General features: G+C 73.0%; 23 protein-coding genes. 9 read left to right on the plus strand and 14 right to left on the minus strand.

Annotated elements, in window-relative coordinates; all coding sequences use genetic code 11:
* Positions 1–86 precede the first annotated feature (86 nt).
* On the plus strand, positions 87–2048 hold the full coding sequence (locus tag ABT106_RS05505) for an amidohydrolase (RefSeq protein WP_351272680.1): 1962 nt from the start codon (positions 87–89) through the stop codon (positions 2046–2048).
* Positions 2049–2113: 65 nt separating this feature from the next.
* Here ABT106_RS05505 and ABT106_RS05510 read toward each other — a convergent pair whose 3' ends face one another.
* Positions 2114–2998: a haloalkane dehalogenase gene (locus tag ABT106_RS05510; protein WP_351272682.1), complete on the minus strand. Its 885-nt coding sequence runs from the start codon at positions 2996–2998 to the stop codon at positions 2114–2116.
* Positions 2999–3094: 96 nt separating this feature from the next.
* Between ABT106_RS05510 and ABT106_RS05515 the strand changes: the two genes are divergently transcribed.
* Both ABT106_RS05515 and ABT106_RS05520 read left to right on the plus strand, forming a co-directional pair.
* Entirely contained in the window at positions 3095–3577 is a 483-nt protein-coding gene (locus ABT106_RS05515; protein WP_351272685.1) for a MarR family winged helix-turn-helix transcriptional regulator, read from the plus strand.
* A gap of 57 nt (positions 3578–3634) precedes the next feature.
* Positions 3635–5164, plus strand: a complete 1530-nt coding sequence (locus tag ABT106_RS05520) for a helix-turn-helix domain-containing protein (RefSeq protein ID WP_351272688.1) — start codon at positions 3635–3637, stop codon at positions 5162–5164.
* Positions 5165–5451: 287 nt separating this feature from the next.
* Here ABT106_RS05520 and ABT106_RS05525 read toward each other — a convergent pair whose 3' ends face one another.
* Together ABT106_RS05525 and ABT106_RS05530 are read right to left on the minus strand one after the other, a co-directional pair.
* Positions 5452–6033 carry an HD domain-containing protein gene (locus ABT106_RS05525; protein WP_351272690.1) on the minus strand — a complete coding sequence of 194 codons (582 nt, stop codon included), beginning with the start codon at positions 6031–6033 and terminating at the stop codon, positions 5452–5454.
* 18 nt (positions 6034–6051) lie between these two features.
* On the minus strand, positions 6052–6975 hold the full coding sequence (locus ABT106_RS05530) for an XRE family transcriptional regulator (RefSeq protein ID WP_351272740.1): 924 nt from the start codon (positions 6973–6975) through the stop codon (positions 6052–6054).
* 380 nt (positions 6976–7355) lie between these two features.
* On the opposite strand from ABT106_RS05530, the gene ABT106_RS05535 reads away from it, so the two are divergent.
* On the plus strand, positions 7356–7760 hold the full coding sequence (locus ABT106_RS05535) for a hypothetical protein (protein ID WP_351272692.1): 405 nt from the start codon (positions 7356–7358) through the stop codon (positions 7758–7760).
* Here the strand turns inward: ABT106_RS05535 and ABT106_RS05540 are convergent.
* Complete coding sequence (locus tag ABT106_RS05540) at positions 7747–7941, minus strand: hypothetical protein (protein WP_351272694.1); 195 nt, start codon at positions 7939–7941, stop codon at positions 7747–7749. The two genes, ABT106_RS05535 and ABT106_RS05540, sit on opposite strands and share 14 nt — an antisense overlap.
* Before the next feature lie 544 nt (positions 7942–8485).
* Here ABT106_RS05540 and ABT106_RS05545 point away from each other — a divergent pair.
* The 3 genes from ABT106_RS05545 to ABT106_RS05555 all read left to right on the plus strand — a co-directional run bounded on the left by ABT106_RS05545 (position 8486) and on the right by ABT106_RS05555 (position 11345).
* Entirely contained in the window at positions 8486–9040 is a 555-nt protein-coding gene (locus ABT106_RS05545) for a DUF6624 domain-containing protein (RefSeq protein ID WP_351272697.1), read from the plus strand.
* A 192-nt stretch (positions 9041–9232) separates the two neighbouring features.
* Positions 9233–10705, plus strand: coding sequence for a cytochrome P450 (locus ABT106_RS05550; protein WP_351272699.1), 1473 nt, complete (start codon positions 9233–9235; stop codon positions 10703–10705).
* A 10-nt stretch (positions 10706–10715) separates the two neighbouring features.
* On the plus strand, positions 10716–11345 hold the full coding sequence (locus ABT106_RS05555) for a class I SAM-dependent methyltransferase (RefSeq protein WP_351272702.1): 630 nt from the start codon (positions 10716–10718) through the stop codon (positions 11343–11345).
* Positions 11346–11383: 38 nt separating this feature from the next.
* On the opposite strand, the gene ABT106_RS05560 is transcribed toward ABT106_RS05555, so the two are convergent.
* Entirely contained in the window at positions 11384–12913 is a 1530-nt protein-coding gene (locus ABT106_RS05560) for an MFS transporter (protein WP_351272743.1), read from the minus strand.
* A gap of 98 nt (positions 12914–13011) precedes the next feature.
* Here ABT106_RS05560 and ABT106_RS05565 point away from each other — a divergent pair, with 98 nt between their 5' ends.
* Positions 13012–15162 (plus strand): S9 family peptidase, encoded by a 2151-nt coding sequence (locus ABT106_RS05565; protein ID WP_351272704.1) that lies wholly within the window; start codon positions 13012–13014, stop codon positions 15160–15162.
* Between the two features lie 84 nt (positions 15163–15246).
* Here ABT106_RS05565 and ABT106_RS05570 read toward each other — a convergent pair whose 3' ends face one another.
* From ABT106_RS05570 to ABT106_RS05590, 5 genes are read right to left on the minus strand one after another with little or no spacing between them, the layout of a single operon-like run.
* The gene (locus tag ABT106_RS05570) at positions 15247–16302 is read right to left on the minus strand and encodes an ABC transporter ATP-binding protein (RefSeq protein ID WP_351272707.1); all 1056 of its coding nucleotides are present in this window, start codon (positions 16300–16302) and stop codon (positions 15247–15249) included.
* Entirely contained in the window at positions 16299–17309 is a 1011-nt protein-coding gene (locus ABT106_RS05575) for an ABC transporter ATP-binding protein (RefSeq protein ID WP_351272710.1), read from the minus strand. The genes ABT106_RS05570 and ABT106_RS05575 overlap by 4 nt, the downstream gene beginning before the upstream one ends.
* Positions 17309–18295 carry an ABC transporter permease gene (locus tag ABT106_RS05580; RefSeq protein WP_351272713.1) on the minus strand — a complete coding sequence of 329 codons (987 nt, stop codon included), beginning with the start codon at positions 18293–18295 and terminating at the stop codon, positions 17309–17311. The genes ABT106_RS05575 and ABT106_RS05580 overlap by 1 nt, the downstream gene beginning before the upstream one ends.
* On the minus strand, positions 18292–19242 hold the full coding sequence (locus ABT106_RS05585; RefSeq protein WP_351272715.1) for an ABC transporter permease: 951 nt from the start codon (positions 19240–19242) through the stop codon (positions 18292–18294). Before ABT106_RS05585 ends, ABT106_RS05580 begins: the two co-directional genes overlap by 4 nt.
* Positions 19243–19269: 27 nt before the next feature.
* Complete coding sequence (locus ABT106_RS05590; protein WP_351272718.1) at positions 19270–21030, minus strand: ABC transporter substrate-binding protein; 1761 nt, start codon at positions 21028–21030, stop codon at positions 19270–19272.
* 325 nt (positions 21031–21355) lie between these two features.
* Between ABT106_RS05590 and ABT106_RS05595 the strand changes: the two genes are divergently transcribed.
* Positions 21356–22279, plus strand: a complete 924-nt coding sequence (locus tag ABT106_RS05595) for an NADP-dependent oxidoreductase (RefSeq protein WP_351272721.1) — start codon at positions 21356–21358, stop codon at positions 22277–22279.
* A 20-nt stretch (positions 22280–22299) separates the two neighbouring features.
* Here the strand turns inward: ABT106_RS05595 and ABT106_RS05600 are convergent, their stop codons facing one another.
* Genes ABT106_RS05600 through ABT106_RS05615 form a run of 4 tightly spaced genes read right to left on the minus strand, consistent with a single transcriptional unit; the run spans position 22300 to position 26043 of the window.
* Complete coding sequence (locus ABT106_RS05600) at positions 22300–23010, minus strand: GntR family transcriptional regulator (RefSeq protein ID WP_351272723.1); 711 nt, start codon at positions 23008–23010, stop codon at positions 22300–22302.
* Between the two features lie 41 nt (positions 23011–23051).
* Positions 23052–24020 (minus strand): ornithine cyclodeaminase family protein, encoded by a 969-nt coding sequence (locus ABT106_RS05605; protein WP_351272725.1) that lies wholly within the window; start codon positions 24018–24020, stop codon positions 23052–23054.
* The gene (locus tag ABT106_RS05610; protein WP_351272746.1) at positions 24017–25051 is read right to left on the minus strand and encodes a proline racemase family protein; all 1035 of its coding nucleotides are present in this window, start codon (positions 25049–25051) and stop codon (positions 24017–24019) included. The genes ABT106_RS05605 and ABT106_RS05610 overlap by 4 nt, the downstream gene beginning before the upstream one ends.
* A complete protein-coding gene (locus tag ABT106_RS05615) occupies positions 25039–26043 on the minus strand; it encodes a proline racemase family protein (RefSeq protein ID WP_351272728.1) in 1005 nt (334 codons plus the stop codon). The genes ABT106_RS05610 and ABT106_RS05615 overlap by 13 nt, the downstream gene beginning before the upstream one ends.
* Positions 26044–26144: the final 101 nt, after the last annotated feature.

The raw sequence follows: 26144 nt of genomic DNA on the forward strand, positions 1-26144 counted from the left end.
ACTGCGGATTCCGTCGCCCGGGACGGGTTCCGGTTACGGCCTTAACCAAAGAGTGTCCTGGCCACATCCAAACGTTCGGAGTGGCCATGACGTCTTCCCCGTCCCCTTCCCCGTCGACTCCCCCGTCCTCTTCCCCCGCGGCTCCCCGCCCGCTGTCCCGGCGGGGTCTCCTCGCGGCGGCCGGCGCCGCGGGCGCGGCCGGGCTGCTCGGTACCGCGGCCGGCCCGGCGGCGGCCGCCCAGCCGGCGCCCTCGTCGCGCGGTTCGGCGGCGCTGGTCATCCACAACGCGCGGGTGTTCAGCGGGGTCGACAGGGGCCGCCCGGCGCAGGCGGTGGCGGTCGGCCGGGACGGGCGCGTCCTGGCCACCGGCTCCGACGCGGCGCTGCGCCGGTACATCGGGCGGGACACCGACACCGTCGACGCGCGCGGCAACACGGTGATGAGCGGCATCCACGACGGGCACGTGCACCCGCTGGGCGCCGGGGACCGGTCGCTGCGGCCCTCCCTGGAGGGCTCGGAGACGACCCGGGACGAGCTGCTGGCGGTCCTGACCGGTTTCCTCGCCGACACCGGCGGCGCGGCGGCGGAGCCGGACCGCTGGCTGGTGGTGGAGGACTGGAACCCGGTCGGGCTGCTGCCGACCGGGAGCGTGCCGCACCATGCGGTGCTGGACGCGCTGGCGACCCGCCGGCCGGTGATCCTCGTAGGCGGCGACGGCCACAACCTGTGGGCGAACCGCCGGGCCCTGGACATCGCCGGGATCACCGCGGCGACGCCCGACCCGGTGGGCGGCAAGGTCGTGAAGGGGGCGGACGGGCGGCCGACGGGCGTGCTCAAGGACGACGCCCAGGACCTGGTGAAGCGGCACGTGCCGGAGCCGTCCCGGGCGGAGCTGGTCGCGGCGTGCGCCGAGGTGCTGGGGCTGGCGGCCGCCTCCGGGGTCACCACCATGATGGACGCCCTCGCGGGACGGCACGAGCTGGGGCTCTACCGGGAGCTCGCCGGGTCGGGCCGGCTGCCGCAGCGGATCGTCCCGGCGATCCGGCTCGACGCCGCGCAGGCGAAGGACCCGGCGGCGGCGCTGGCGTACGCGCGGGGGCTGCGGCGGGAGTTCGAGGGGGTGCCGGGCCTGCGGTTCGGGATGGTGAAGGTGTTCCTGGACGGGGTGATCGAGTACCCGGCGCAGACGGCAGCGCTGCTGACGCCGTACCTGGACGGGTCGGGGAAGCCGACGGACAACCGCGGGGAGCTGTACACCTCGGCGGCGGACTACGGCCGGCTGACGGCGGCCTTCAACTCCGCCGGGTGGCAGATGCACGCGCACGGGCTGGGCGACCGGGCCGTGCGCACGGCCCTGGACGGGTACGCGTACGCGCGCCGGGTGACCGGGCGGCGCGACCCGCGCAACGCGGTGGCGCACCTCCAGCTCGTGGACCCGGCGGACCTGCGGCGGTTCGCGCAACTGGGCGTGGCGGCCTGCATGCAGCTCCAGTGGGCGGCCGAGGACACCTGGACGATGGAGGCGCTGCTGCCGTACATCGGGCCGCGGCGGCACCGCTGGATGTACCCGGCGCGCAGCCTGGAGAAGGCGGGCGCGCGGCTGTCCGGCGGCTCCGACTGGCCCGTGGACGCGCTCCAGGTGTGGAACCAGCTCCGGACGGCGGTCGACCGGCAGGGCGCCCACGGTTCGGGCCCGCTGTACCGGGAGCTGGAGGGGCTCGACCGCGGCTCGGTGCTGCGGATGCACACGTCCGGGACCGCGTGGCAGCTGCGGCAGGAGGGCCTGACCGGGACGGTGGAACAGGGCAGGGCGGCGGACCTGGTGGTGCTGGACCGGGACGTGACCCGCTGCCCGGTGGCCGACATCAGCGGGACGGAGGTACGGATGACCCTGGTCGGGGGCCGGGTCGTGCACGACGCGGACTCGGCGACGGGGCGGGCGGCTTCGGCCCGGGCGGCCCGCGGGGCGGGCTCCGCGCCGAGGCCGGCGTCGTACGCGGCGGTGCACGGCGGCCGCCACCGCGCGTGCGGCTGCGGGGCGGGCTGAGGCGCGGGCCGGCCGGGGGCTGCCGGAAGCGCGAGGCGTTCCGTACGGCCTCCCGGCGGCGGCGCCTACCGCGCGGGGCGGTCCGCCAGGCCGTGGCGGGCCGCCCAGGCGTTGAGCGCGGCGGCGATCTCCTCGGGCCGGTCCTCCGGGCAGAGGTGGGCGGCGGCGCCGCAGTACGCGCTCTCCAGCGCGGACGCGTTCGCCCGGCACCACGCGGCGAGCGCCTCGCCCACCATCAGGGTGGGCGAACCGTCGAAGGTCAGCAGGAGCTTGGGCACCTCCGGACTCGCGGCCAGCCAGGCACCGTACGCCTCCACGCGGGCGACGACGTCCGCCGGCTCGCCGTCGAGCGGCATCGAGCGCGCCCACTGGAGCAGCGGCCGCCGGCTCTCGCGGGTCGGGTAGGGGGCCGCGTACACGGCACGGTCCTCCTCGGACAGCGGCTGCGACACCGTGCGGCCGAGGCTGTCCTCGATGAAGAGGTTCCGGTCCAGGACCATCTCCTCCCCCACCCCGGGGGTGCGTATCGCCTCGAACCGGGCGCGGGACGCGGGCGGGTGCTCCTCCCAGGTCATCGGCCGCAGGATCGTCTCCATGAAGGCGACGGCGCGGACCCGCCCGGGGTGCCGGGCGGCCCGGTCGAGGGCGAGCGCCCCGCCCCAGTCCTGGCCGACGAGGACGGCCTCGTCGAGCCCGAGGGCGTCGAACCAGGCGTCGAGGTACCGGGCGTGGTCCGCGAACCGGTACGCGCCGCCCGGCTTGCCGGAGCGGCCCATGCCGATGAGGTCGGGGGCCAGGAGGCGCACCCGCCCCTCGATCCGGGGCAGTACGCGGCGCCAGAGATGGGAGGAGGTCGGGTTGCCGTGCAGGAACACGAAGGGAACGCCGGGCGCGCCCGCGCCGCGCTCCTCGTAGTGCACCGTCGAGTCGAGTACGCCGATCGTGGCCACGGAAGGCCCTCCGCTCAATCGTTTGAGTGACTAACGTTAGCCACCCCAACGAAGCTATACCGTTAGTGCCCCTAACGCAACGGGTACCCTCCCCCCATGACCACGGAAGAGAGCGGAGCCGTCCCCGAGCGGCTGCGGAACCTGCCCAGCCGACTGCTCGGGCAGGCCGCGACACACGCGCAGCGACTGGTGACGGAGGGACTGAGCGGGGCATATGCCCGCAAATGGCACTATGCGGCCCTGGTCGCACTGGAGGAGTCCGGACCGGCGAGCCAGGCCGCGCTGAGCGGGCGCACCGGCATCCACCGCAGCGACCTCGTCGCCGTCATCAACGAACTCGCCGAGCGCGAACTCGTCGAGCGCGCCCCCGACCCCGGGGACCGCAGGCGCAATGTCGTCACTCTCACACCGCTCGGCCGACGCCGGCTGCGCAAGCTGGAACACCTCCTCGACGCGGCCCAGGAGGAACTGCTGTCCCCCCTGTCCCACCAGGAGCGGAAGCAACTCGTTCACCTGCTCGGCCGTCTAGTCGCGCACCACGCGCCCGCGGACGGCACGATGGGAGCTGACGGTCGGTAACACCCGTATGGCGCACCCGGCGCGGGCAACATCTCATATCTGAGATAGCGTGCAGCCATGGCAGACGACTACCTCGTACGCATCGGCAAGCTCATCCGTGACGCCCGGCAGCACCGGGGCTGGACACAGAGTCAACTCGCCGACGCACTCGGCACCAGCCAGAGCGCCGTGAACCGGATCGAGCGCGGCAACCAGAACATCAGCCTTGAGATGATCGCCCGCATCGGCGAGGCCCTCGACAGCGAGATCGTCTCTCTGGGCTACGCCGGTCCCATGCACCTGCGGGTCGTCGGCGGACGCCGGCTCTCCGGCGCCATCGACGTCAAGACGAGCAAGAACGCCTGCGTCGCCCTGCTGTGCGCCTCACTGCTCAACAAGGGCCGCACGGTCCTGCGGCGGGTGGCCCGCATCGAGGAGGTGTACCGCCTGCTGGAGGTCCTGAACTCCATCGGCGTGCGCACCCGCTGGATCAACGACGGCGTGGACCTCGAACTGATCCCGCCGGCCCGCCTCGACATGGAGTCCATGGACGCGGACGCCGCCCGCCGGACCCGGAGCATCATCATGTTCCTGGGCCCGCTGCTCCACCGGATGGACCACTTCCGGCTCCCGTACGCCGGCGGCTGCGACCTCGGCACCCGCACGATCGAGCCGCACATGATCGCGCTGCGCCGGTTCGGTCTGGACATCACCGCGACCGAGGGCATCTACCACGCCCAGGTCGAGGCCGGCGTCTCCCCGGACCGCCCGATCGTGCTGACCGAGCGCGGGGACACGGTCACCGAGAACGCGCTGCTGGCCGCGGCCCGGCACGACGGCGTCACGGTCATCCGCAACGCCTCCTCGAACTACATGGTCCAGGACCTCTGCTTCTTCCTGGAGGCGCTGGGCGTCAAGGTGGAGGGCATCGGCACGACCACCCTCACCGTCCACGGCATCGCGAACATCGACGTGGACGTGGACTACTCCCCCTCCGAGGACCCGGTCGAGGCGATGAGCCTGCTCGCCGCCGCGGTGGTCACGGAGTCGGAGCTGACGATCCGCCGGGTGCCGATCGAGTTCATGGAGATCGAGCTCGCGGTCCTGGAGGAGATGGGCCTGGACCACGACCGCTCGGCGGAGTACGTGGCCGACAACGGCCGCACCCGCCTCGTCGACCTCACGGTCCGCCCGTCCAAGCTCGAAGCCCCGATCGACAAGATCCACCCGATGCCGTTCCCCGGGCTGAACATCGACAACGTCCCGTTCTTCGCGGCCATCGCCGCCGTCGCCCAGGGCCAGACCCTGATCCACGACTGGGTGTACGACAACCGGGCCATCTACCTGACGGACCTCAACCGCCTCGGCGGCCGCCTCCAGCTCCTGGACCCCCACCGCGTCCTGGTCGAGGGCCCCACCCGCTGGCGCGCGGCGGAGATGATGTGCCCGCCGGCCCTGCGCCCGGCCGTCGTGGTCCTGCTGGCGATGATGGCGGCGGAGGGCACGTCGGTGCTCCGCAACGTCTACGTCATCAACCGCGGCTATGAGGAACTGGCCGAACGCCTCAACTCGGTGGGCGCCCAGATCGAGATCTTCCGCGACATCTGAGGATCTGGGTACATCGGTGGAATTCAGCATGCGCTCGGCTTCGGCGACCAGCCCAACGTGAAGCCGCTCACCGAAGCCCGCACGATCGGCATCACCGAGGCGTTCAATGACGCCACGATCCTGATGCGAGGCAAGATGCCGGCCACGCTTCAATGACCTGGGTCAGTAGCCAGGAGTAGCGAACAGGAGGACTGCCACTGCGCCAGCGAACGGGCTGTCGGCACCCGGAGGGGTTGAGACAGATCGACAACCGGGCCGACCGGCGCTTCACTGCCTTTCGGGCCCGTCTACTGACCCAGGAACGTCTTCCGCCACTCCAGCGGCGACATCGTCAGCGCGGCCTCCGCGAGGGCCTGCGCCGAAACCGTCTTGAGGCTGTTCAGAGAGGTATCGATCCAGTCCTGCACGAGGGTGTACCCCTGGGCGCGGTACTCCACCGCCTGCACCAGACACTCCAGCTTGTCCGCGTCCTTCGCCACGATCGCCTCGGGGGTGTCGCCGTTCTCGTACTCGCCCACCACCCTCTGCACCCCGGCCTTGACCGCCGGGTGCGCGGCGGAGACCTGGTCAGCGGTGACGGTCTCGTTCGATGCAGCGTCGATGTACCGGCGGCCGATGTGCGGGATGTCGCCGATCCGGGTCTCTTGGGTGTCGTGGAAGAGGCACATCAAGGCGACCTTGGCGGGGTCCACGCCCTCCATCATGGCCAGGACGGCGCCGACGATCCCGACGCGGAAGGAGTGCTCTGCGATCGACTCGGGGTTGTTGTTCCCGGTGAACCACCACCCGGTCCGCTTGGCGTTCTTGAGAACGCCCATCTCGAAGAGGAACCCGGCCGTGCCCTGGGCGTTCGCCGTCTCGTCTGCCATGTGGTGACCTCCGGTCTGTCAGGTGCGATCACGTAAAACGTAGTTCACGGCCGCGAGTTCACAGCGGGATCTTTCGGAGATGCCGCCCCCGTCCAGCAGGCGCTCGGTACGCTCCGCCAGGTCCCGCACCAGCAGGCCCGACGCCTGCGGCAGCCAAGGGTGGGCAGTCAGCAGGGCCCACATCGTGTGCGCGTACAGGTCCACGTACCCGGGGGCGTGGTGGAGGCCATACGTGAGCCCGCGCAGCAGCGTCACGGGGTCCCATCCGGTGAGCTGCCGGTCCCGCATGAACAGGTCGTCGGACTGAGGCAGCGTGGTCCCGCCCAGCCAATAAGCCCAGTAATTCAAGTTCGCGGCCTCGCCGGCGTCGTCGTCCACCATGGCCCGCTCGATGAAGTCGAGAAGGGGCACCGGGTCACCGAGCCGTGCGAGGGCAGTGGCCGTCGAACGCGCTTCCGCCCATTGCGGTGTCCACCCGCGCCGCGCGAGCAGACCGCGCCGGGCATGGAGGGCCTGCGCTGTCCACGCCACCGCCTCCGGGCTCTTGTCGTACGAGGTCAGGTACAGGGCCTGGCGGTGCAGGAGAACGCCCTGCGGGTCGGTTTTGGAAGCCGCCTGCGCCGTGGTCCGTAACTGCTCGAAGAACGCGGCCCGGTCCGGCGCGGGAAGGAGCGGAGAGGCTGCTGCCGGCCCTCTGCGGCGCGGGGAGGGAATCCCGGCAAGGGACGGCGGCCGGATCCCCGTAAGGGCCCAGGCGAGCATGTGCGCGGTGTCCCGGGTGTGGACCCACTCGGCCAACGGGTGCGGCCCATCTGTGCCGGTGAGGGTGGCGCTGATGATCCGATCCGCGTCCATTGCCGCGTCCAGCATCCCGACGACCGACGCGTCCGCGCCGAGCCCGGCCATCCGCCGTCGAAGCCCCAGCAGGTCCACCGCCCGCATATTTGCAACCGGCCGCCGGCCCGACTCCCACCCCTGCACAGTGGCCAAGTCCACGCCCAGGGCCTCGGCCGTCCCGGCCTGAGTGAGCGGGACCGACTCCCGTGCGGTGCGCAGCACAAAGCCAGCGATCGTGCCGGTCGTTGGTCTCGTGGCCATCGCGCTCCCCGGTGCGGCCCCTGCCGTAACACGTACCCGCAGTCAGTCCTACCGCACGCAGCGCGACCGTAGGTTCATCTCGCGGGAACGACCAGGCCCAGTACCCGGGACCGAGGTTGACGCCGCACCCCACGGCAGCCGGTCTCCCGGTGCGTTCCCCTGGGATGGAGTACAGCGCGGACTGGCAGTGTTTCACCGGCTTTCCGGTGATCGAGCGTTGGAACTTGGACGCGGACAAGGGACCGCTGTTCAGGGAGGGGCTGCGCGCCCTGGCCATCAAGGCGGCCGTGTTCGACCTGACCAGCGACGAGCGTCTCGCCGAGGTCGCCGTCGCGGTCCCTGTGGACGAGATGACGCACGCGATGATCGCACAGCCGCAACTATTCGCCCGGATTGCCGACCGCACCGGCTTCCACCTGATCCACCAGACCGGCCAGGAGCACACCGACTACGAGCCCGACAGCTTCACCCACCGGGCCTACCGCCTCGCGTGGGGCGAGCCCCCGGCCCGGTACTGGCTGGTGAAGGACGAGGTGGACCGGCGGGTGAAGATCCTCACCGCCCGGTACGCCAGCATCGGAATGGACCGAGCCGGCCGCGAGCACGATATCGAATTCACAGCCCCCTGAACCACCGACGCCGCTGGGGTTTCGGCGCGATCCGGGACTCCAAGGACTGCGGTGGCGGGGCGATGTGCTCCGGGGTCAGACCGATCTTCTCCGGGTGGACACAGACCGGAGTTCCGTCCAGCAGGTACCGGTAGCCGTCGGCCTGGCTGAACGGCCAGAACCTCGACGGCCGGTCGGCCACGGCGAACCCCTCCCGGGGAAATCTCAGGGCCGGACAAACCGCGCACGCCGGCCGGTCGTCGTCTTCCGATACATACGGCGCGTCTGCCATCCCCGCACCCTACTGACCCCCGAAGGAGTACGTCGTGGCCCCGAAGCCGTTGCCCCATCGCCCGCTCGCCCGTCAGCTCCAGGAGCAGCCGGAGGCCCGTCCCGGCGCCCGGAAGATGGGCCGACCCGAGTACGCGCCCTGGGTTGATGTGTGCGATACCCCGGATCCGACCCCTGCCACTCGGGCTCGTGGTCTGCGGGGCTGGGACCGGTATGTTCTCGGCCGCGATCGATGCCGAGTGGCACCGGATGCTCGGCACCCCCGAGTACGTCGTCCTCTCCACCGAGGCAGCCGGGCAGGTTCTCGGTCACCGCGAGGACGCGGGCGGCGGCTACGTCTCCTGGGTCGGCGCGTACGAGGAGCTGCACGGCCCGCTGCCCGTTGTCTGGTTCAACGACGAGCACGGCGCGTTGGACGAAGCCGCGTTCGCGCAGTACCAGGAGGCCGGCAAGGTGTGGGCATCATCCGCCCCGTCACCCCCACGCGTGCACAGGAGGTCTACGCCCTCGCCGGAGCCCTGTGGACCTGCATCACGGGACGCTGGCCCCTGGACTACGCGGCGGCCGGGATCGACGTCCAAAACCTCAGCCCTGTCCAGCTCCGCTCACGCGTCGCCAATCGCCGTGCCCCCCTCGACACCGAGACCCCGTGGCCCGAACTCCAAGAGATCCTGCGCCCGGTACTGCTGTCCAAGTCAAAGGACCGCCCCACCGCCGGTGAACTCGCCAGCCTCATGGCGGCGCTGTGGCCAGCTCCGGCCACAGGGCCGAGCACCTCGCCGAGGAACTGCACCATGCTCCGTCGGCATCTCGCTTACCTCACCGACAGGTGTCTGGTCGGGGCGGGTGAGCCACAGATACATGGGACGCAGTACGTGGGCGGCCCGGACGGCACGAGCCTGAGACTCCATCCGGTTGCCGAACCAGAAGGTCTCGATGCCCGGCGCGTGGAAATGGGCCTGGAGTCCTCGGCGGAGTACGACAGGCGGATGCGCGCAGCACTGCCGTAAAGCGCAGACCCTCCCCGCGGAGCGGGGCCGCGGAGCGGGGCCGCGGAGCGGGCGGCCGCGGCACCCCGGGCGGCCCTGGAGGACCCCGCAGGCCGGTGGGCGGCGTTATCCGGCCGGATGGGAGCCGGGGCCTCGCCCCGCGCCGTGGCGTTCGGCAGAATCAGGCCGTCGGTACGGGACGAGGGGGCGGTCATGGCACGGGGGACGGACACGGACGCGGGTACGGACGCGGGTACGGACGCGCATGCGGGTGCGGGTACGGGTGCGGGTGTGGCGGTGCCGGGGCTGGCGGGGGTCCCGCTCCTCGGGTCGCTGCTCGACCTGAAGGCGGACTCGCTCGGCACCTATCTGCGGGCCCGGCACCGGCACGGCGACGTCGTACGGATCACCGCGGGGCCGCCCGGCCTGCGCGCGCGGCTGTACTGCGTCTTCTCCCCCGAGGGCGCGCAGCAGGTCCTCGCCTCGGAGTCGGCCAACTTCCGCAAGGACAATGCCTTCTACCAGGAGATCCGGAACTCCTTCGGCAACGGGCTGCTGACCAGCCAGGACGAGGACTACCTGCGCCAGCGGCGGCTGGTGCAGCCGCTGTTCACGCGCCGCCGGGTGGACGGTTACGCCGACGCCGTCGCCGCCGAGACCCGCGCCACCCTCGACTCCTGGCAGGCGGCCCGTGACGGGGTCGTCGACGTCTGCGAGGAGATGACGCACCTCGCGCTGCGCGCGGTCTCCCGCATCCTCTTCGGTACCGACTCGGACGCCACCGTCGGGGTCGTCAACCGGTGCTTCCCCGTCATCACCGACTACGTGCTGCGCCGCGGCTATTCCCCCGCCACCATCCCGCGCACCTGGCCCACCCCCTCCAACCGACGGGCGGCTGCGGCGATGGAGGAGTTGTACGCGGTCTGCGACCGGATCATCGGCGAGCGGCGCGCCGCCCCCTCGGACGGTCCCGGGGAGGACCTGCTGACGCTGCTCGCGGCCGCCGACAACCCGCTGACCGGCGGGGAAACGGGAGGGGAGACAGGCGGGGAATCCGGCGGGGGGTTCGACGCCGCCGAGCTGCGCGACCAGGTCCTGATCTTCCTGCTCGCCGGGCACGAGACGACCGCCACCTCCCTCGCCTTCGCCCTGCACCTGCTGGCCCGCCATCCGGCCGCGCAGGACCGGGCGCGCGAGGAGATCTCCCGGGTGCTGGGCGACCGTACGCCCGGGGCCGCCGACCTGGACCGCCTGCCGTACGTCACGCAGGTGCTCAAGGAGGCCATGCGGCTCTACCCGGCCGCACCCGTCATCGGCCGCAAGGCGGTGGCCGCCACCGAGATCGGCGGCCACACCGTTCCGGCGGGCGCCGACGTGATACTGGCGCCGTGGGTGACGCACCGCCACCCGGAGCACTGGCCGGACCCGGATCGCTTCGACCCCGACCGCTTCACCCCGGAGGCCGAGGCCGGGCGGCACCGCTACGCGTGGTTCCCCTTCGGCGGCGGGCCGCGCGCCTGCATCGGGCAGCACTTCTCGATGCTGGAGTCGGTGATCGCGCTGGCGATGATCCTGCGGGACCACGCGTTCGAGGCCGTGGACACCGAGATCCCGGTCAGCGCCGGAATCACCCTGCGGACCGAGGGGCCCGTCCGCTGCCGGATCCGGCGTCCGGCAGGCAGGTAGCCTCCCTCCCGTGGCGGAGTACGAGAACGAGACCCGGGCGGCGTACGACGGCGTCGTCGAGCTGTACGCCTCGCTGTTCGCCGACCGGCTGGAGACGCGGCCGTTCACCCGGGCCATGATCGGCGCCTTCGCCGAGCTGGTGCGCGCGACGGGGAGCCCGCGTGCGGCCGACGTCGGGTGCGGGCCCGGACACCTGACGGCCGTACTGCACGACCTGGGGCTGGACGCCTTCGGGCTCGACCTCTCCCCGGCCATGGTCGGCCACGCCCGGCGGGCCCATCCGGCGCTGCGGTTCGACGAGGCGCGGATGGAGGCACTGCCGGTCGGGGACCGCGCGCTCGGCGGGGTGCTGGCCCACTACTCCATGATCCACACCCCGCCCGGGGAGTTGCCCGCGCTGCTCGCCGAGCAGGTGCGGGTCCTGGTACCGGGGGGCCTGCTGCTGGCCTCGTTCTTCGCGACCGACGGGCCGGAGCCGGTCCGCTTCGACCACAAGGTGACGGACGCCTACAGCTGGCCGGTGGACCGCTTCGCCGGCCTGCTGGCCGGCGCCGGCCTCGTCCCGTTCGCCCGGCTGCTCCACGACCCGGCCTCCGACCGCGGCTTCCTGGACGCCCACGTACTGGCCCGGCGGGCCTGACGGCTTCCTTCCGGCCAGGGGGTGTCCGACGAAACCCCCTAGGGCGTCTGGGCGTGGGTGCCCTTGAGGCGTTCGAGGTCCGAGGGTCTGACCTGGATGACGAACAGGGCGATCAGCGCCGTGGCCAGGGTGAAGACGGCCGCGGCCACGAAGGCCGCGCTCACGCCCGAGGTCAGGACCTGGTCGCTCCACGGCTTGGGGTACTCCCGCGTCCGCACGAAGTACGCCTTCTGCTCCGGGGTCGCCGTGCTCAGGAAAGAACCCGCCTGGTTCTTGGCCTCGTTGCGGCTGGCGGTACCGAACACCGTGACCAGGATGGACAGGCCCAGCGAACCGCCCACCTGCTGCATGGTGTTCAGCAGTCCGGAGGCCGCGCCGGACTCGCGGTCGGGCACGTTGGACAGCGCCATCAGCGTCAGGGAGACGAACTGCATGCCCATGCCCGCGCTGAACAGCAGCATCGGGCCCAGGATGCTGCCCAGGTAGGTCGAGTGCACGTCGGTCTGCGTGAGCCATGCCAGGCCGGACGCCGCGAGCACCGAGCCGGTGACCATGAACGGCTTCGGCCCGTACTTCGGCAGGAGCTGGGAGGTGAGTCCGGCCGTCACCGCGATCATCGCGCTGACCGGCAGGAAGGCGAGCCCGGCCTGGATGGGGGTGAAGCCCAGCACGTTCTGCACGAACAGGGTCAGGAAGAAGAACATGCCGAAGATCGCGCAGGCGAAGAAGAGCATGATCGCGTACGTCCCGGCCCGGTTGCGGTCGGCGAACATGTGCAGCGGGGTGATCGGCTGGGGCGAGCGCCGCTCGTTCAGGACGAAGAGGACCAGCAGGACCACGGCGGCTCCGAAGGAGCCCAGGGTGAGCGGGTCCGTCCAGCCGTCCTGGGACGCGCGGATGAAGCCGTAGACGAGCGCGACCATGCCGAGCGTGGACAGCAGGGCCCCCGCGGCGTCGAAGTGGCCCGGGTGCCGTTTCGACTCGCGGATGACCCGGGGGGTCGCCAGCGCGATCAGCAGGGCTATGGGGACGTTGACGAACAGCACCCAGCGCCAGTTGAGCCACTCCACGAGGACACCGCCCGCGAGCAGCCCGATCGCGCCGCCGGCCGCCGATACGCCGGCGAACACGCCGAACGCCCGGGTTCGTGCCGGGCCTTCGCGGAAGGTGGTGGTGATCAGCGCGAGCGCGGTCGGCGAGGCGATGGCTCCGCCGACGCCCTGCAGGGCCCGGGCGGCCATCAGCTGGCCGGAGTTCTGGGCGAAGCCGCCCAGCAGCGAGGCCAGGCCGAAGAGCAGGACGCCGAAGATGAAGACGCGCCGCCGGCCGAGGATGTCGCCGGCCCGGCCGCCGAGCAGGAGCAGGCCGCCGAAGGTGAGGGTGTAGGCGTTGACGACCCAGGAGAGGCTCTCGGTGGAGAAGCCGAGGTCCGTCTGGATGTGCGGCAGCGCGATGTTCACGATGGTGATGTCGAGAACGACCATGAGCTGGCAGGAGGCGATCACGAACAGCGCGAGGCCGTTCCCGCCCCATCGGACCTTGCCGTCGGTCCCGTTGCTGTTCGGCAGTGCGTTCGGGTCCACCTAGTCGACGCTAAGCCCGCACCCCAGGGGTCACCACTCGAACAGCCTAGTAGCAGTGATATTTCACATGTCACACTTCAACTATGGACGACTTCCTCAGGCTCTCCGCCGACACCGCCCGCTTCACGTACGGCGCCCCGCGCGCGTTCGCCTTCGGGGACGGCGGCGGGCTGCTCTGGTTCCTCCGCTCCACCGGTCCCACCGACGCCCTCGACAGCCTCTGGGTGCTCGATACGGCCACCGGAGCCGAGACCCGGCTCGCCGACCCCCGCGAGCTGTGCCCCGGCGGGCCGCCCGGCCCCGGGCCCGACGCCCGGCCCCATGCCGGTTCCGGCACCGCGCCCGGCGGCCTCCCCGTCGCCGAGCGCCGGCTGCGCGAGCGGATCCGGCTCGTCGCCGCCGGGATCGGCTCGTACGCGCTCTCCGGCGACGGCCGCAGCGCCGTCTTCGCCCTCCACGGGCGGCTCTACCGGGTCGCCGCCGGCGCGGCCGGCCCGCCCGAGGAGGTCCCGGTCGCGGGCCCCGTCTTCGATCCCCGCCCCGACGCGGACGGCTCCCGCACCGCGTACGTCACCGGGGACGCCCTCCACCTCGCCCCGGGCGGGCGGATCAGCCCCGACGACGGGGCCCGCTGGGGCATCGCCGAGTTCGCCGCCGCCGAGGAGCTCGGCCGCTCCCGGGGGCACTGGTGGTCCCCCGACGGGCAGACGCTGCTCGCCGCCCGCGTCGACGAATCAGCCCTCCAGCGGCGCTGGTTCACCGACCCCGCCCACCCCGAACTCCCGGCCGAGGACTTCGCCTACCCCGAGGCCGGCGGCCCCAACGCGGACGTCCAGCTGTGGGTGCTCGGCACCTCGGGCACCCGGGTGCGCGTCGACTGGGACGCCGGGGCGTACCCGTACGTCTCCGACGCGGGCTGGGCCACGGGGGACGCAGCCAGTGCCGCAGCCGCCGCAGGCACGGCCGCCGGCGAGATCCTGCTGACCGTGCACGACCGGCTCCAGCGCACCGTCCTGCTGCTCCGCGCCGACCCGGCCACCGGCCGCACCCGGGAGCTGTCGCGCACCCAACACCCCCGGTGGGTCGACCCGATGGTGCCCGGCACCCCGGCCCGGCTGCCCGACGGGCGGATGCTGACCGCCGCCGACACCCCGGGCGGGGCGGCGCGCGGCCTCGCCGTCGACGGCGTCCCGCTCACCGGGGACGGGATCCAGGTCCGCCGCGCGGCCGGTGTCCACGGGGGACGGCTGCTGGTCGAGGCCGGGCTGCGCGACCCCTCGGAACAGCAGGTCCTGCTGCTCGACCCCGAGACCGGAGCGGCGACCCCGCTCGCCGACGGCCCCGGGGTCAACAGCGTGCTCGCCGACGCCGGGACGCTGCTGCTGACCCACGCCGACGCCGACGGGATCCGGCGGACCGTACGCACCCCCGACGGGCGGGAGTTCACCCCCGCCGACCTGTCCCAGCCGCTGCCGTACCGGGTGGCGCCGGTGCTGGAGCGGGTCACCGAGCACGGGGTACCCACCGCCCTGGTGCTGCCCCGCGGCCACGTGCCCGGGCGGCGGCTGCCGGTGCTGGTGGACGCGTACGGCGGCCCCGGCTACCAGGACGTCAGCGCCGAGCCGCGCCGCTGGCAGGCCAAGCAGTGGTGGGCCGACCGGGGCTTCGCGGTGGTGACCACCGACAACCGCGGCACCCCGTACGTCTCGCCCGCCTTCACGCACGCCGTGTACCGCGGTTTCTCCGGGGTCACCCTGGAGGACCAGGTCGCGGCCCTCCACGCACTCGGCGCCCGGCACCCGGACCTCGACCTCGGCCGGGTCGGGGTGCGCGGCTGGTCCTACGGCGGCTACCTGTCCGCCCTGGCCGTGCTGCGCCGCCCGGACGTCTTCCACGCGGCGTCGGCCGGGGCCGCGCCGACGGACTTCCGGCACTACGACACCGCGTACACCGAGCGGTACCTCGGCCTGCCGCAGGAGGACCCGGGGGTCTACGAGCGGGACGCGCTGATCCCCGACGCCCCGAAGCTGACCCGGCCGCTGCTGCTGACCACGGGCCTGGCCGACGACAACGTGCACCCGTCCCACACGCTGCGCCTGTCCCGGGCCCTGACCGACGCGGGCCGCCCGCACCGCCTGCTGGCGCTGCCGGGGGTCACCCACATGACGCCGGGCGGGACCCGGGAGAAGGTGATGGCCCTGGAGCTGGAGTTCTTCCGCGAGGTGCTGGGCTGAGGCCCGTCACCTCCGGACGGAGGGTGCGGCGGGGCCCCGCAGACGCCATCGGCTCCGGGGCCCCGCCTCTTCCCGTGGTCCCCGTCAGTCACCCGGGAAGTGACAGGCCACCTCGCGGGAGGCGGCGGGCCGCAGCACCGGCCGTTCGGTGCGGCAGATGTCCCGCGCCTTGAAGCAGCGCGGGTGGAAGGCGCAGCCGGGGGGTGGAGCGGCCGGGCTATTGGGGCCTCCCCCGCTCGAACGAAGTGGAGAGCTCGGGGAAGGGTCGCCGAGCAGCACGATCCGCTCCCGCCGCCGTTCCGCCGCCGGGTCGGGCAGCGGGACGGCGGACAGCAGGGCCCGCGTGTACGGGTGCTGCGGGGTCTCGTAGAGGGACGCGCGGTCCCCGATCTCCACGATCCGGCCGAGGTACATGACGGCGACGCGGTCGCTGACCCGTTTGACCACCGACAGGTCGTGCGCGATGAACACGTACGCGAGCCCCAGCTCGGCGCGCAGCCGCTCCATCAGGTTCACGATCTGGGCCTGTACGGACACGTCGAGGGCGGACACCGGCTCGTCGGCGATGATCAGCCGGGGGCTGGTGGACAGCGAGCGGGCGATGCCTATGCGCTGGGCCTGGCCGCCGGAGAACTCGTGCGGGTAGCGGTCGATGTGCTCGGGGATCAGCCCGACGAGGTCCATCAGCTCGGCGGCCCGGCGGCGGGCGTCCCGGGCGCTCCAGCCCCGCACCAGCAGCGGGTCGGAGATGATCCGGGCCACCGTCTGGCGGGGGTTGAGGGAGGAGTGGGGGTCCTGGAAGACCATCTGGATGTTGCGGCGCAGCGGCCGCAGGGCCGCCTGGGAGAGCCGGCTGATGTCGCGGCCCTCGAAGGCGACGGTGCCGGAGGTGGGCTCCAGCAGCCGTACGAGCATCCGGCCGGTGGTGGACTTCCCGCAGCCCGACTCCCCGACCAGGCCGAGGGTGCGGCCGGGCATCAGGTCGAAGGAGACCCCGTCGACGGCGCGCACGGGCGCCCCCCGGCGCCCGGTCACGGACCGCTTCCCGGGGAAGGTCATGGTGAGGTCCCGTACGGACAGCAGCGGCGGGGCGCCGGTGTCCCCGGGCGGGTTGGCGGCGGTGGCGGCGGTGCCGGTCATGGGGATGCCTCCTCGGCGGTCCGGGTCCCGGCGAAGTGGCAGGCCGCGGTCCGCGGCGGCCCGTCCCCGTACGGCGCGAGCCGTGGCCGTACGTCGGTGCACCGCGCGACGGCGCGGCCGCAGCGGGGGGCGAAGGCGCAGCCGGGGGCCGGGGCGAGCAGGGACGGCGGGGAGCCGGGGATGAAGGGCAGGGGGCCGTCGTCGGCGTCGTCGAGCCGGGGCAGCGAGTCGAGCAGGCCGCGGGTGTAGGGGTGGGCGGGGTCGGCGAACAGCTCGTCGACGGGGGCCTGTTCGGCGGCGCGGCCGCCATACATGACGAGGACCTCGTGGGCCACGCGGGCGACGACGCCCAGGTCATGGGTGATCATCACGACGCCGAGGCCGCGTTCCTGCTGGAGCCGGGCGATCAGCTCCAGGATCTGGGCCTGCACGGTGACGTCGAGGGCGGTGGTGGGCTCGTCGGCGATCAGCAGGTCGGGCTCGCAGGCCAGGGCCATGGCGATCATCACGCGCTGGCGCATGCCTCCGGAGAACTGGTGCGGGTACTCCCCCGCCCGGCGGGCGGGCTCCGGGATGCCGACCTCGCCCAGCATGTCGACGGCCCGTCCGCGGGCGGCGGCCCGCCGGGCCTTGAAGTGCACCCGGTAGTGTTCCGCGATCTGCTCGCCGACCGTGTAGTAGGGGTGCAGGCTGGACAGCGGGTCCTGGAAGATCATCGCGATGCGGCGGCCCCGTACGGCGGACAGCCGCCGCTCGGAGAGGCCGGTCAGCTCCCGTCCGGCGAGGGCGACGGAACCGCTGACCTCGGCGCCGCCCCGGTGCAGGCCCATCAGGGCGAGGGAGGTGACGGACTTGCCCGAGCCGGACTCGCCGACGATCCCGAGGGTGCGCCCGGCTTCGACGGTGAAGCCGAGGGAGTCGACGGCCCGTACCGGGCCTCGCGGGGTGGTGAACGTGACGCACAGGTCGCGCACGTGGAGCAGCGGGGTGTTCGCGGCCGCGGCCATCAGTACCTCACCCTCGGGTCGATGACGGCGTACAGGAGGTCGACCGCGAGGTTCGCGACGACGATGAAGAACGCGGCGAGCAGGGTGACCCCGAGGACGACCGGCTGGTCGGAGCTGACCAGCGCGCCGTAGAACAGCCGCCCGACGCCGGGGAGTCCGAAGATGGACTCGGTGATGACGGCTCCGGCGAGGAGCCCGCCGAGGTCCATGCCGAAGAGGGTGAGGATGGGGGTCATCCCGGAGCGCAGCCCGTGTTTGACGACGACGGTGCGCTCGGGCATGCCCTTGGCGCGGGCGGTGCGGATGTACGGCTCGGCCATGGCCTCGATCATCGAACCGCGGCTCTGGCGGGCGTACATGGCCGCGTACAGCAGGGCGAGCGCCGTCCAGGGCAGCAGCAGGTTGGCGGCCCAGGACAGGGGGTCGTCGGTGAACGCCCGGTAGGCGGGGTAGGGCAGCAGTCCGGCGACGCGGATGACCCCGTGGATGAGCAGGACGGAGGTGAAGTAGACGGGCAGCGAGGCGGCGGCGACCGCGCCGACCATCAGGGCCTTGTCGGTGGCGGTGTCCTTGCGCAGGGCGGCGGTGACCCCGGCGCCCAGGCCGAGGACGAGCCACAGGACGGCGGCGCCGGCGGCGAGCGACGCGGAGACGGGGAGCCGGTCCGTCAGCAGGTCCCAGACGGGCTGGGAGTTCTCGTAGGAGTAGCCCAGGCAGGGGAAACCGCAGTCCACCGCGTACGGGCCGGTGCCGAGGGTGCGCCCGGTGAAGATCCCGGTCAGGAAGTCGGCGAACTGGCGCCACAGCGGCTGGTCGAGGCCGAGGTAGGCCCGTACGTCGGCCAGCCGCTCGGCGCTGCAGGTCTTGCCGCAGGCGGCGGCGGCCGGGTCGGAGGGCAGGACGTGGAAGATCAGGAAGGTGACGGCGGCGATGGCGAGGAGCACGCCGGCGAGGGCCAGGAGCCGGCGGGCGAGGTAGAGGATCACGTGCGGCCGCCCCTCGGGTCGAGGATGTCGCGCAGGGCGTCGCCCAGCAGGGTGAAGGCGAGTACCGCGAGGAAGAGGAAGACGCTGGGGATGACGAAGTACATGGGGTCGGTCTCGTAGAAGGCGACGGACTCGGCGATCATCTGGCCCCAGGAGGGTGTGGGCGGGCGGACACCCACGCCGAGGTAGCTGAGCGCCGCCTCGGTGCTGATCATGCCGGGGATGAGCAGGGTGGTGTAGGCGATGACCGGGCCCGAGACGCCCGGCAGGATGTCGCGGGTCAGGATGCGCCAGGATCCGGCGCCGCCGACGCGGGCGGCGTCGACGTACTCGCGGTGTTTGACGGAGAGGGTCTGGCCGCGGACGACGCGGGCGACGCCGGGCCAGCCGAAGACGCCGATGACGGCGGTCATGAGCACGATCCGGTTGACGTCCTTGGCCACGGACAGCATCGCGATCATGAAGATCAGCGAGGGGAACGACATGGTCAGGTCCATGAGCCGGGACAGGACGGCGTCGGTGCGGCCGGCGAAGTAGCCGGCGGCGATCCCGGCGGCGGTGCCGGTGACCACCACGATGGCGGTGGCGGCGAAGGCGATCAGGAGGGAGACCTGGGCGCCGTGGACCACGCGGGCGAACAGGTCGCGGCCGGTGACGGGTTCGACGCCGAGCCAGTGCTCGGCGCTGATCCCGCCGAAGGAGCCCAGCGGCTGGCCTCCGAGGTAGGGGTCGATGGCGGTCTTGTCGAACTCCTCGGGGGACCAGCCGCCGAGCGCGCCCAGCCAGGGGGCGGTGACGGCCATGAGGACGAAGAGGAGGACGACGCAGAGGCTGACGCGGACGGCGGGGCGGCGGCGGAGTTCCCGCCGGGCGAGCTGCCAGGGGCTGCCGCCCGGCGGGACCTCCGTCGCCTCCGGTACTCCGGCGGCGGGTGCGGTGGTGGTCATCGCGGGGTGCGGGGTGTTCGTCCGGCCTCAGCCCTGGCTCTTGGCGGGGTCCTTGAGGCCGACGGCGGCATAGTCGATGGTGCCGGTCCACACGGGGTGGCCGAAGGCGCCCGCGACGTTGGGGCCGACGAGCAGCGGCTTGCGCTCCAGGATGAGCGGGACGGACGGGGACTTCTTCATCAGCTCCGCGTCGAGGTCGATCCAGGACTGGTTGGCCTGCTTTGCGTCGGCCATGGCGTTGATCTCGTCGATCCGCTTCATCGTCGCGTCGTCGCGGAACTGGCTGTAGTTGCCCTGGTTGCCCTTGTCCTTGATGGTGCGTCCGTCGAAGACGAAGGGGATCCAGGTGGAGCCGGAGGGGTAGTCGGGGCACCAGCCGCTGAGCGACATGTCGGGCGTGGTGGACAGGTCGCCGATGACGTCGTAGTAGGCACCCGGGTCGACGGTGTCGACGACGACCTCGATGCCGGCGCGGGACAGGCCCTGCTGGAGGGCCTCCGCCTTGCCCTTGTCGCCGGTGGAGACCGACAGGGAGACCTTCAGCTTCTCCTTGCCGGCGGCCTTGAGCAGTTCCTTCGCCCTGGCCGGGTCGCCCGCCGGGGCGATCTTCAGGGTGTCGGCCTGCCGGCCGCCGGAGAGCGCCGGGGGCAGGTAGGCGGTGGCGACCTCGTTGAGGGCCGGGCCGCCGCCCGCGGTGACCACGGCCTCCTTGTCGACGGCGTACTGCACGGCCTCGCGGACCTTGGGGTCGTCGAAGGGGGCCCGGGAGTTGTTCAGGTGGAGCATCTCGGTACAGCCCTGCGACTCGGCGAGCAGCCGCGCCTTGACGTCGGCCTTGGGAAGGACCTTGGGCGCGCTCTCGGGGCGCATGTCGGCGTACTGGACGGTGGAGGCGTCGGCGCCCTCGCCGGCGATGATCCGGTCGTCGATCTGGCCGCCCTTGAGGCCCATGACGACGACGAACCGGTCCGGGTAGGCCTTGCGGACGGTGTCGGTGGCGGCGTCCCAGTGCTCGTTGCGGACCAGGACCAGCTTCTTGTCGCGGTCGTAGGACTCGATCTTGTACGGGCCGGAGGAGAACGGGCGGGCGTCGTACTGGGTGCCCTTCTCCTGCGACTGGGGGACGGGGGCGAAGGTGGGAAGGGTGGCGGTCGCGGAGAACTCGGCCACGGGGCGCTTCAGTTCGAAGATGATCGTCCGGTCGTCGGGGGTCTTCACGGAGTCGAGGTGCCGGCCCTGGAGAGGGCCCTTGTAGCCCTCGGTGCCGGCCAGGTACTGGGCGGCGTAGTCGGGGCCGCCGGTGAGGTCGGGGGCGAAGGAGCGCTCGACGTTGTACTTGACGTCCTGGGCCCTGACGGGCGAGCCGTCCTCGTACTTCACGCCCTCCTTGAGGGTGAAGGTCCAGGTGCGGCCGCCGTTGGAGGGGGTGCCGAGGTCGGTGGCGAGGTCGGGGACCAGCTCGCTCCCGGCCTTGCCGGGCTCGGCCTTGAAGGTGACGAGCGTGCGGTAGAGCAGGCGGGTGCCGAAGTCCATGGTCGGCATGACCCAGTTGCGGGCGGGGTCGAGGTGGGCGAAGTCCTGGTTGGACAGGACGGTGAGCGTGCCGCCCTTGACCGGGGTGCCGCCGAGCACCTTCCCGTCGTTCGCGGCGGCCGGGTTGGCGGCGCCCGCGCCGGCGGATCCCGCGCCGGCGGATCCCTTCGCGGCGGGGTCGGAGCAGCCCGACGCGCCGAGTGCGAGTGCGGCCACCAGGGCGGTGGCGAGGGCGAGTTGGGTGCGCTTGGTCATGGGTCACTCCAGTGAAGGGCCGCGCTCTACGATGTGACCGGTAACATAGTAATGTGAAATTGCACTGACAAGGGGTGGGGGCCGACGTTATCCAGCCGTGTCCGAACGCGTGCTGACGGCGCGTCGGGCCGGGGCGCCGGAACCGGGCGCGGGCCTCCTGGGGCGGCGGCGGGCCTCGGGGGCCGGCGGCGGATCCGGGGCGGCGGCGAGCGCCGTTCAGGGGCATCCGTGCGCGCGGCGCGCGACGGCTCGCATGCCGGGAAGGGCCCGTCCCGCACCCTGTATCCCGCACCGGCCCCCGACCGCCGCCTCCCCAGGAGCCCCCATGCCGAAGGCCATCCGTTTCAGCGAGTACGGCGACGCCGACGTCCTGCGCCTGGAGGAGGTGCCGCTGCCCGAGCCCGGGGAGGGCCAGGTCCGCGTCAAGGTGACGGCCGCCGGGGTCAACGGCCTCGACTGGAAGGTCCGCCGCGGCTACCTCAGCGGCGGCGAGCCCCTGGCCGAGCCGGTGGGCACCGGCCTGGAGCTGTCCGGCATCGTCGACGCGGTGGGTCCCGGCGTGCACCAGTGGCACCCCGGCCAGGCGGTCTTCGGCGGCTCGGCCGACCGCGGCGCCGCCGCGGAGTACGACCTCGCCGCCGCCGGAGACCTCGTCGCCAAGCCCGACTGGCTCGGTTTCGAGGAGGCCGCGGCCCTGCCCGTGGCGACCGAGACGGCTTGGCGCACCCTGCGCCTGCTCGACGTCCGCGAGGGCCAGACCCTGCTGATCCACGCCGCGGCGGGCGGTGTCGGTCTGCTCGCCGGGCAGATCGCCCGGGCCCGCGGCGCCGCCGTGATCGGCACGGCCGCGACCCGGAACCACGCCTTCCTCCGCGAGGTCGGCATCAGCCCGGTCCTGTACGGCGACGGCCTCTTCGACCGGGTGCGCGCCATGGCCCCGCAGGGCGTCGACGCCGTCCTGGACTGTTCGGGCCGCGGTGAACTGGCCGGTTCGGTCGCGCTGACCGGCGCCCCGGACCGGGTCGTCACCATCGTCGACCCCGTCGGTGCGGCCGAGCACGGCGTCCGCTTCACCGGCGAGGCCGGCTCGCTCGCGGAGGCGGTCACCGAGGTGCTGCCGCTGGTCGAGGCGGGCCGGGTCCGCCTCCCCATCGACTCGGTCTTCCCCCTGGAGGGGGCCGCCGACGCGCAGCGCCACAGCGAGAACGGCCACGTCCAGGGCAAGGTCCTGATCAGGCCCGGCGCCTGACGGCCCCTCCGGGAGGCGCTCTAGAGGCCGGAGCCGAGGCGGCCCGGGACGCGGCCGACCGGTTCGTCGCGGCCCTGGGCCCAGAGCGAGCGGACGTGGCCGAGGTGGCGGACCATGCAGGCTTCGGCCGCCTCCGCGTCGCCGGTGAGCATCAGGTCCAGCAGCTCGATGTGCTCCTGCGCCGAGGACACCAGCTTGCCGGCCTCGTCGAGGCCCGTGAGCCCGTACAGGCGGGAGCGCTTGCGCAGGTCGCCCACGGTCTCGACCAGCCGGTCGTTGCCCGCGAGGCCGAGCAGGGTGAGGTGGAAGCGGCGGTCCGCCTCCAGGTAGCCGATGAGGTTGTGCTCGCGCGCGCTGGTGACGATCTCCTCGGCGATGGGCCGCAGCGCCTCCAGCTGCTCGGCGGTGGCGATCTTCGTGATCCGGCCGATGGTCGGCACCTCGATCATCGTGCGCAGTTCGGTGTACTGGTCGAGGTCGCGCTCGCTGACCTCGGTGATGCGGAAGCCCTTGTTGCGGACCGGCTCGACCAGTCCCTCGCGGGCCAGGTCGAGCATGGCCTCGCGCACCGGGGTGGCCGAGACGCCGAGTTCGGCCGCGAGGCCGGGGGCGGAGTAGACGCTCCCGGGGCGCAGCTCACCCGCTATCAGGGCTGCTCGGAGGGCGTGGCCGACCTGGTCGCGGAGCCGTTCCTGGGCCTTGATGAGACTGTGCTGCTTCAGGTCACCCATTGCATTTCCTCCGGAACATCGCAGAGGAACAGCGTACAATGTCACGTTGCGCTGTTCGCCCCGGCGGCCTGGAACAAAGCGGCCGCCACGGCAAGATCCTCCCAGGCCATGCCGACACTCTTGAAGAGCTGTGGACAAACCGGCGCCCGCCCGCCCGGCGGCAGCCGCCCGGCCACCAGATCGGCGAGGGTGCCGACGATGTGACCGGGGCCGATGGCGCCCTCCGCCTCCGGGATCAGCAGGTCCCCCGCCTCCCGCAGGGCCGCCGCACGCGATTCCACGTACACGGCCGACCTCCGCACGAGGCCGGTGTCCGTCTCCCGGGCCGTCGGCTCGTGCGAGCCGACGGCGACGACGGTGGCACCCGGACCGACCAGGCTCCCGTCGAAGAGCGGTGCGCGGGACGTGGTGCAGCAGACGACCAGATCCGCGTCGGCCACGTCCCCGGGCCCGCCGGCCCGGGCGGGCGCGCCCAGGGAGCGGGCGTAGGCGGCGAGCTCGCGCGCCCCCGCCGGATCGCGGGCCACCACCACCGCCCCGGCCAGCTCCCGTACGGCGAGCAGCGCGTCCAGGTGCCCGTACGCCTGCGGCCCCGAGCCGAAGAGCACCAGCCGCAGCGGCCGCCCGGCCGGCACGAGGTGGCGTACGGCGAGGGCCGAGACCGCCGGGGTGCGCAGCGCGGTGAGGGCGGCGCCGTCGAACAGGGCCAGCGGCCGCAGGGTGGGGCCGTCCAGCAGCAGGTAGGAGCCGGTGATCCGGGGCAGCCCGCGGGCCGCGTTCCCGGGCGCGACCCCGGCGATCTTCACCCCGGCGTACGCCCCGGACGCCGCGGGCATCAGCAGCAGTTCCCCGCCGGGCACGGGCACCGCGGTGCGCCGCGGACAGCCCTCCGGGTCGGGCCCGTCCCGCAGGGCCGCGGCCAGGGCCTCGACCGCCGCGGCCGGGGTGACCAGCCGGGCCGTCTCCTCGGCGCCGAACTGCGGGATCCGCGCCCCGCCGGGTCCGTTCACAGCGCGAAGCCGGTGCCGAGGGGGTCGTACGGGTCGCTCAGGAAGGTGTGCTCCCCGGTCCGGTAGGCGGTCCCGGTGACCTCGGTGACGGCGCCCGGCAGCATCCGGCCGGTGAACACGGTGCCGGTGACGGACTCGTGGAGCAGGTCCTCCCCCGGGCCGAGCCGCCCGTCCTGCGCGAGCAGCGCCAGCCGCGCCGAGGTGCCGGAGCCGCAGGGCGAGCGGTCGACCTGCCCGTCGGCGAAGACGGTGGCGTTGCGCTGGTGCGGCCCGAAGGGGGTGTCGGGCAGTTCCTCGTGGAAGATCACCCCGTACACGCCGGAGAGCAGCGCTCCGCCCGGGTGCCAGGTGGCGGGGTGCCCGGCCAGCGCGGCCCGGATCTCCCGGCCGGCCCGGACCAGGCCGGGCAGTGCCTCGCGCGAGACGTCCAGGCCGAGGTCCCGGGCGGCGACGGAGGCGTAACAGGCCCCCGCGTACGCGAGGTCCACCTCGGCGACGCCCACCGAGGTGGCGACGGGCACCTTGCGGGCGCCGACCCGCGCCGGGACGTTGCGGAAGGTGACCCCGGTGGTGCGGCCGCCGCCCCGGTGCACGGTGGCGGTGACCCGGCCGGACGGCACGTCGATGCGCACCTGGACGTCGCCGTCGTCGGGGGCTGCGACCCGGCCGGTGTCCACGGCCCAGGCGCCGAGCGCCATGGTGCCGTGGCCGCAGGCGGTGGAGTATCCGTCCTTGTGCCAGAACAGGACGCCGAAGTGGGCTCCGTCGTCGTCGGGCGGCACGACGAACCCGCCGTACATCCCGGCGTGCCCGCGCGGCTCCCGCACGAGCAGGCGCCGTACGTCGTCCAGCGGACCCCGGCGCGGAGCGGTTGCGGATCCCCCCGGGCCGATGGCGGTGGCGCAGCGCTCGGCGACGGTGTCGCCGGGCGCGGCCGCGACCGGGTCACGGGTGAGGTCGACGATCCGGAAGGGCTCGCCGGCGGCGTGGTAGTCGGTGGTCCGCACCGGGGGGACGGTCACAGGAGGAATCCTCCGGGGAAGGGGTCGGCCGGGTCGAGGAAGTACTGCGCGGTGCCGGTGATCCAGGCGCGTCCGGTGACGGTGGGGACGACGGCCGGCAGTCCGCCGACGGTGGTCTCCCCGATCAGCCGGCCGGTGAACTCGGTTCCGATGAACGACTCGTTGGCGAAGTCGGTGTCCAGCGCGAGGAGTCCGCGGGCGTGCAGCTGGGCCATGCGGGCGCTGGTGCCGGTACCGCAGGGCGAGCGGTCGAACCAGCCGGGGTGGATGGCCATGGCGTGGCGGGAGCGGCGGGCGTCGGATCCGGGGGCGGCGAGGTAGACGTGCTTGAGGCCGGCGATGGCGGGGTCCTCGGGGTGGACGGGCCGGTCGTCGCAGGCGTTGACCGCGTCCATGACGGCGAGTCCGGCGGCGAGGAGGTCGTCCTTGCGGGCGCGGTCGAACGGCAGGCCGAGGTCGTCCAGTTCCACGAAGGCGTAGAAGTTGCCGCCGTAGGCGAGGTCGTAGGTGACGGTGCCGTACCCGGGGACGTCGGCCTTCAGGCCGAGGCCGACGCTGAAGGAGGGCACGTTGGTGAGGGTGACGGCGGTGGCCGCGCCGTCCTCGACACGGACGTCGACGCTGACCAGCCCGGCCGGGGTGTCGAGCCGTACGGTGGTGACCGGCTCGACGACGGGCACCATGCCGGTCTCGACGAGGACGGTGGCGACCCCGATGGTGCCGTGGCCGCACATGGGCAGCAGGCCCGACACCTCGATGTAGAGGACGCCGAAGTCGGCGTCCGGCCGGGTGGGGGGCTGCAGGACGGCGCCGCTCATCGCGGAGTGGCCGCGCGGCTCGTACATCAGCAGGGTGCGGACGCGGTCCGAGTGCTCGATGAAGTGGAGCCGCTTCTCGGCCATGGTGGCGCCGGGGATCACCCCGACTCCCCCGGTGATCACGCGGGTCGGCATGCCCTCGGTGTGCGAGTCCACGGCGTGGTAGATGTGGCGCGTGCGCATGGGATCCCTTCGGACGGTCAGGTCGTCTCCTTCGGATCTTGTCGGCCGGCAAAAAAACAAAGAGAACGCCCAGGTGTGTGCCAACGCGGGGGGGGAGATAG

Source organism: Streptomyces sp. NPDC002044 (assembly GCF_040296725.1).
Taxonomy (GTDB): Bacteria; Actinomycetota; Actinomycetes; order Streptomycetales; family Streptomycetaceae; genus Streptomyces; species Streptomyces antarcticus.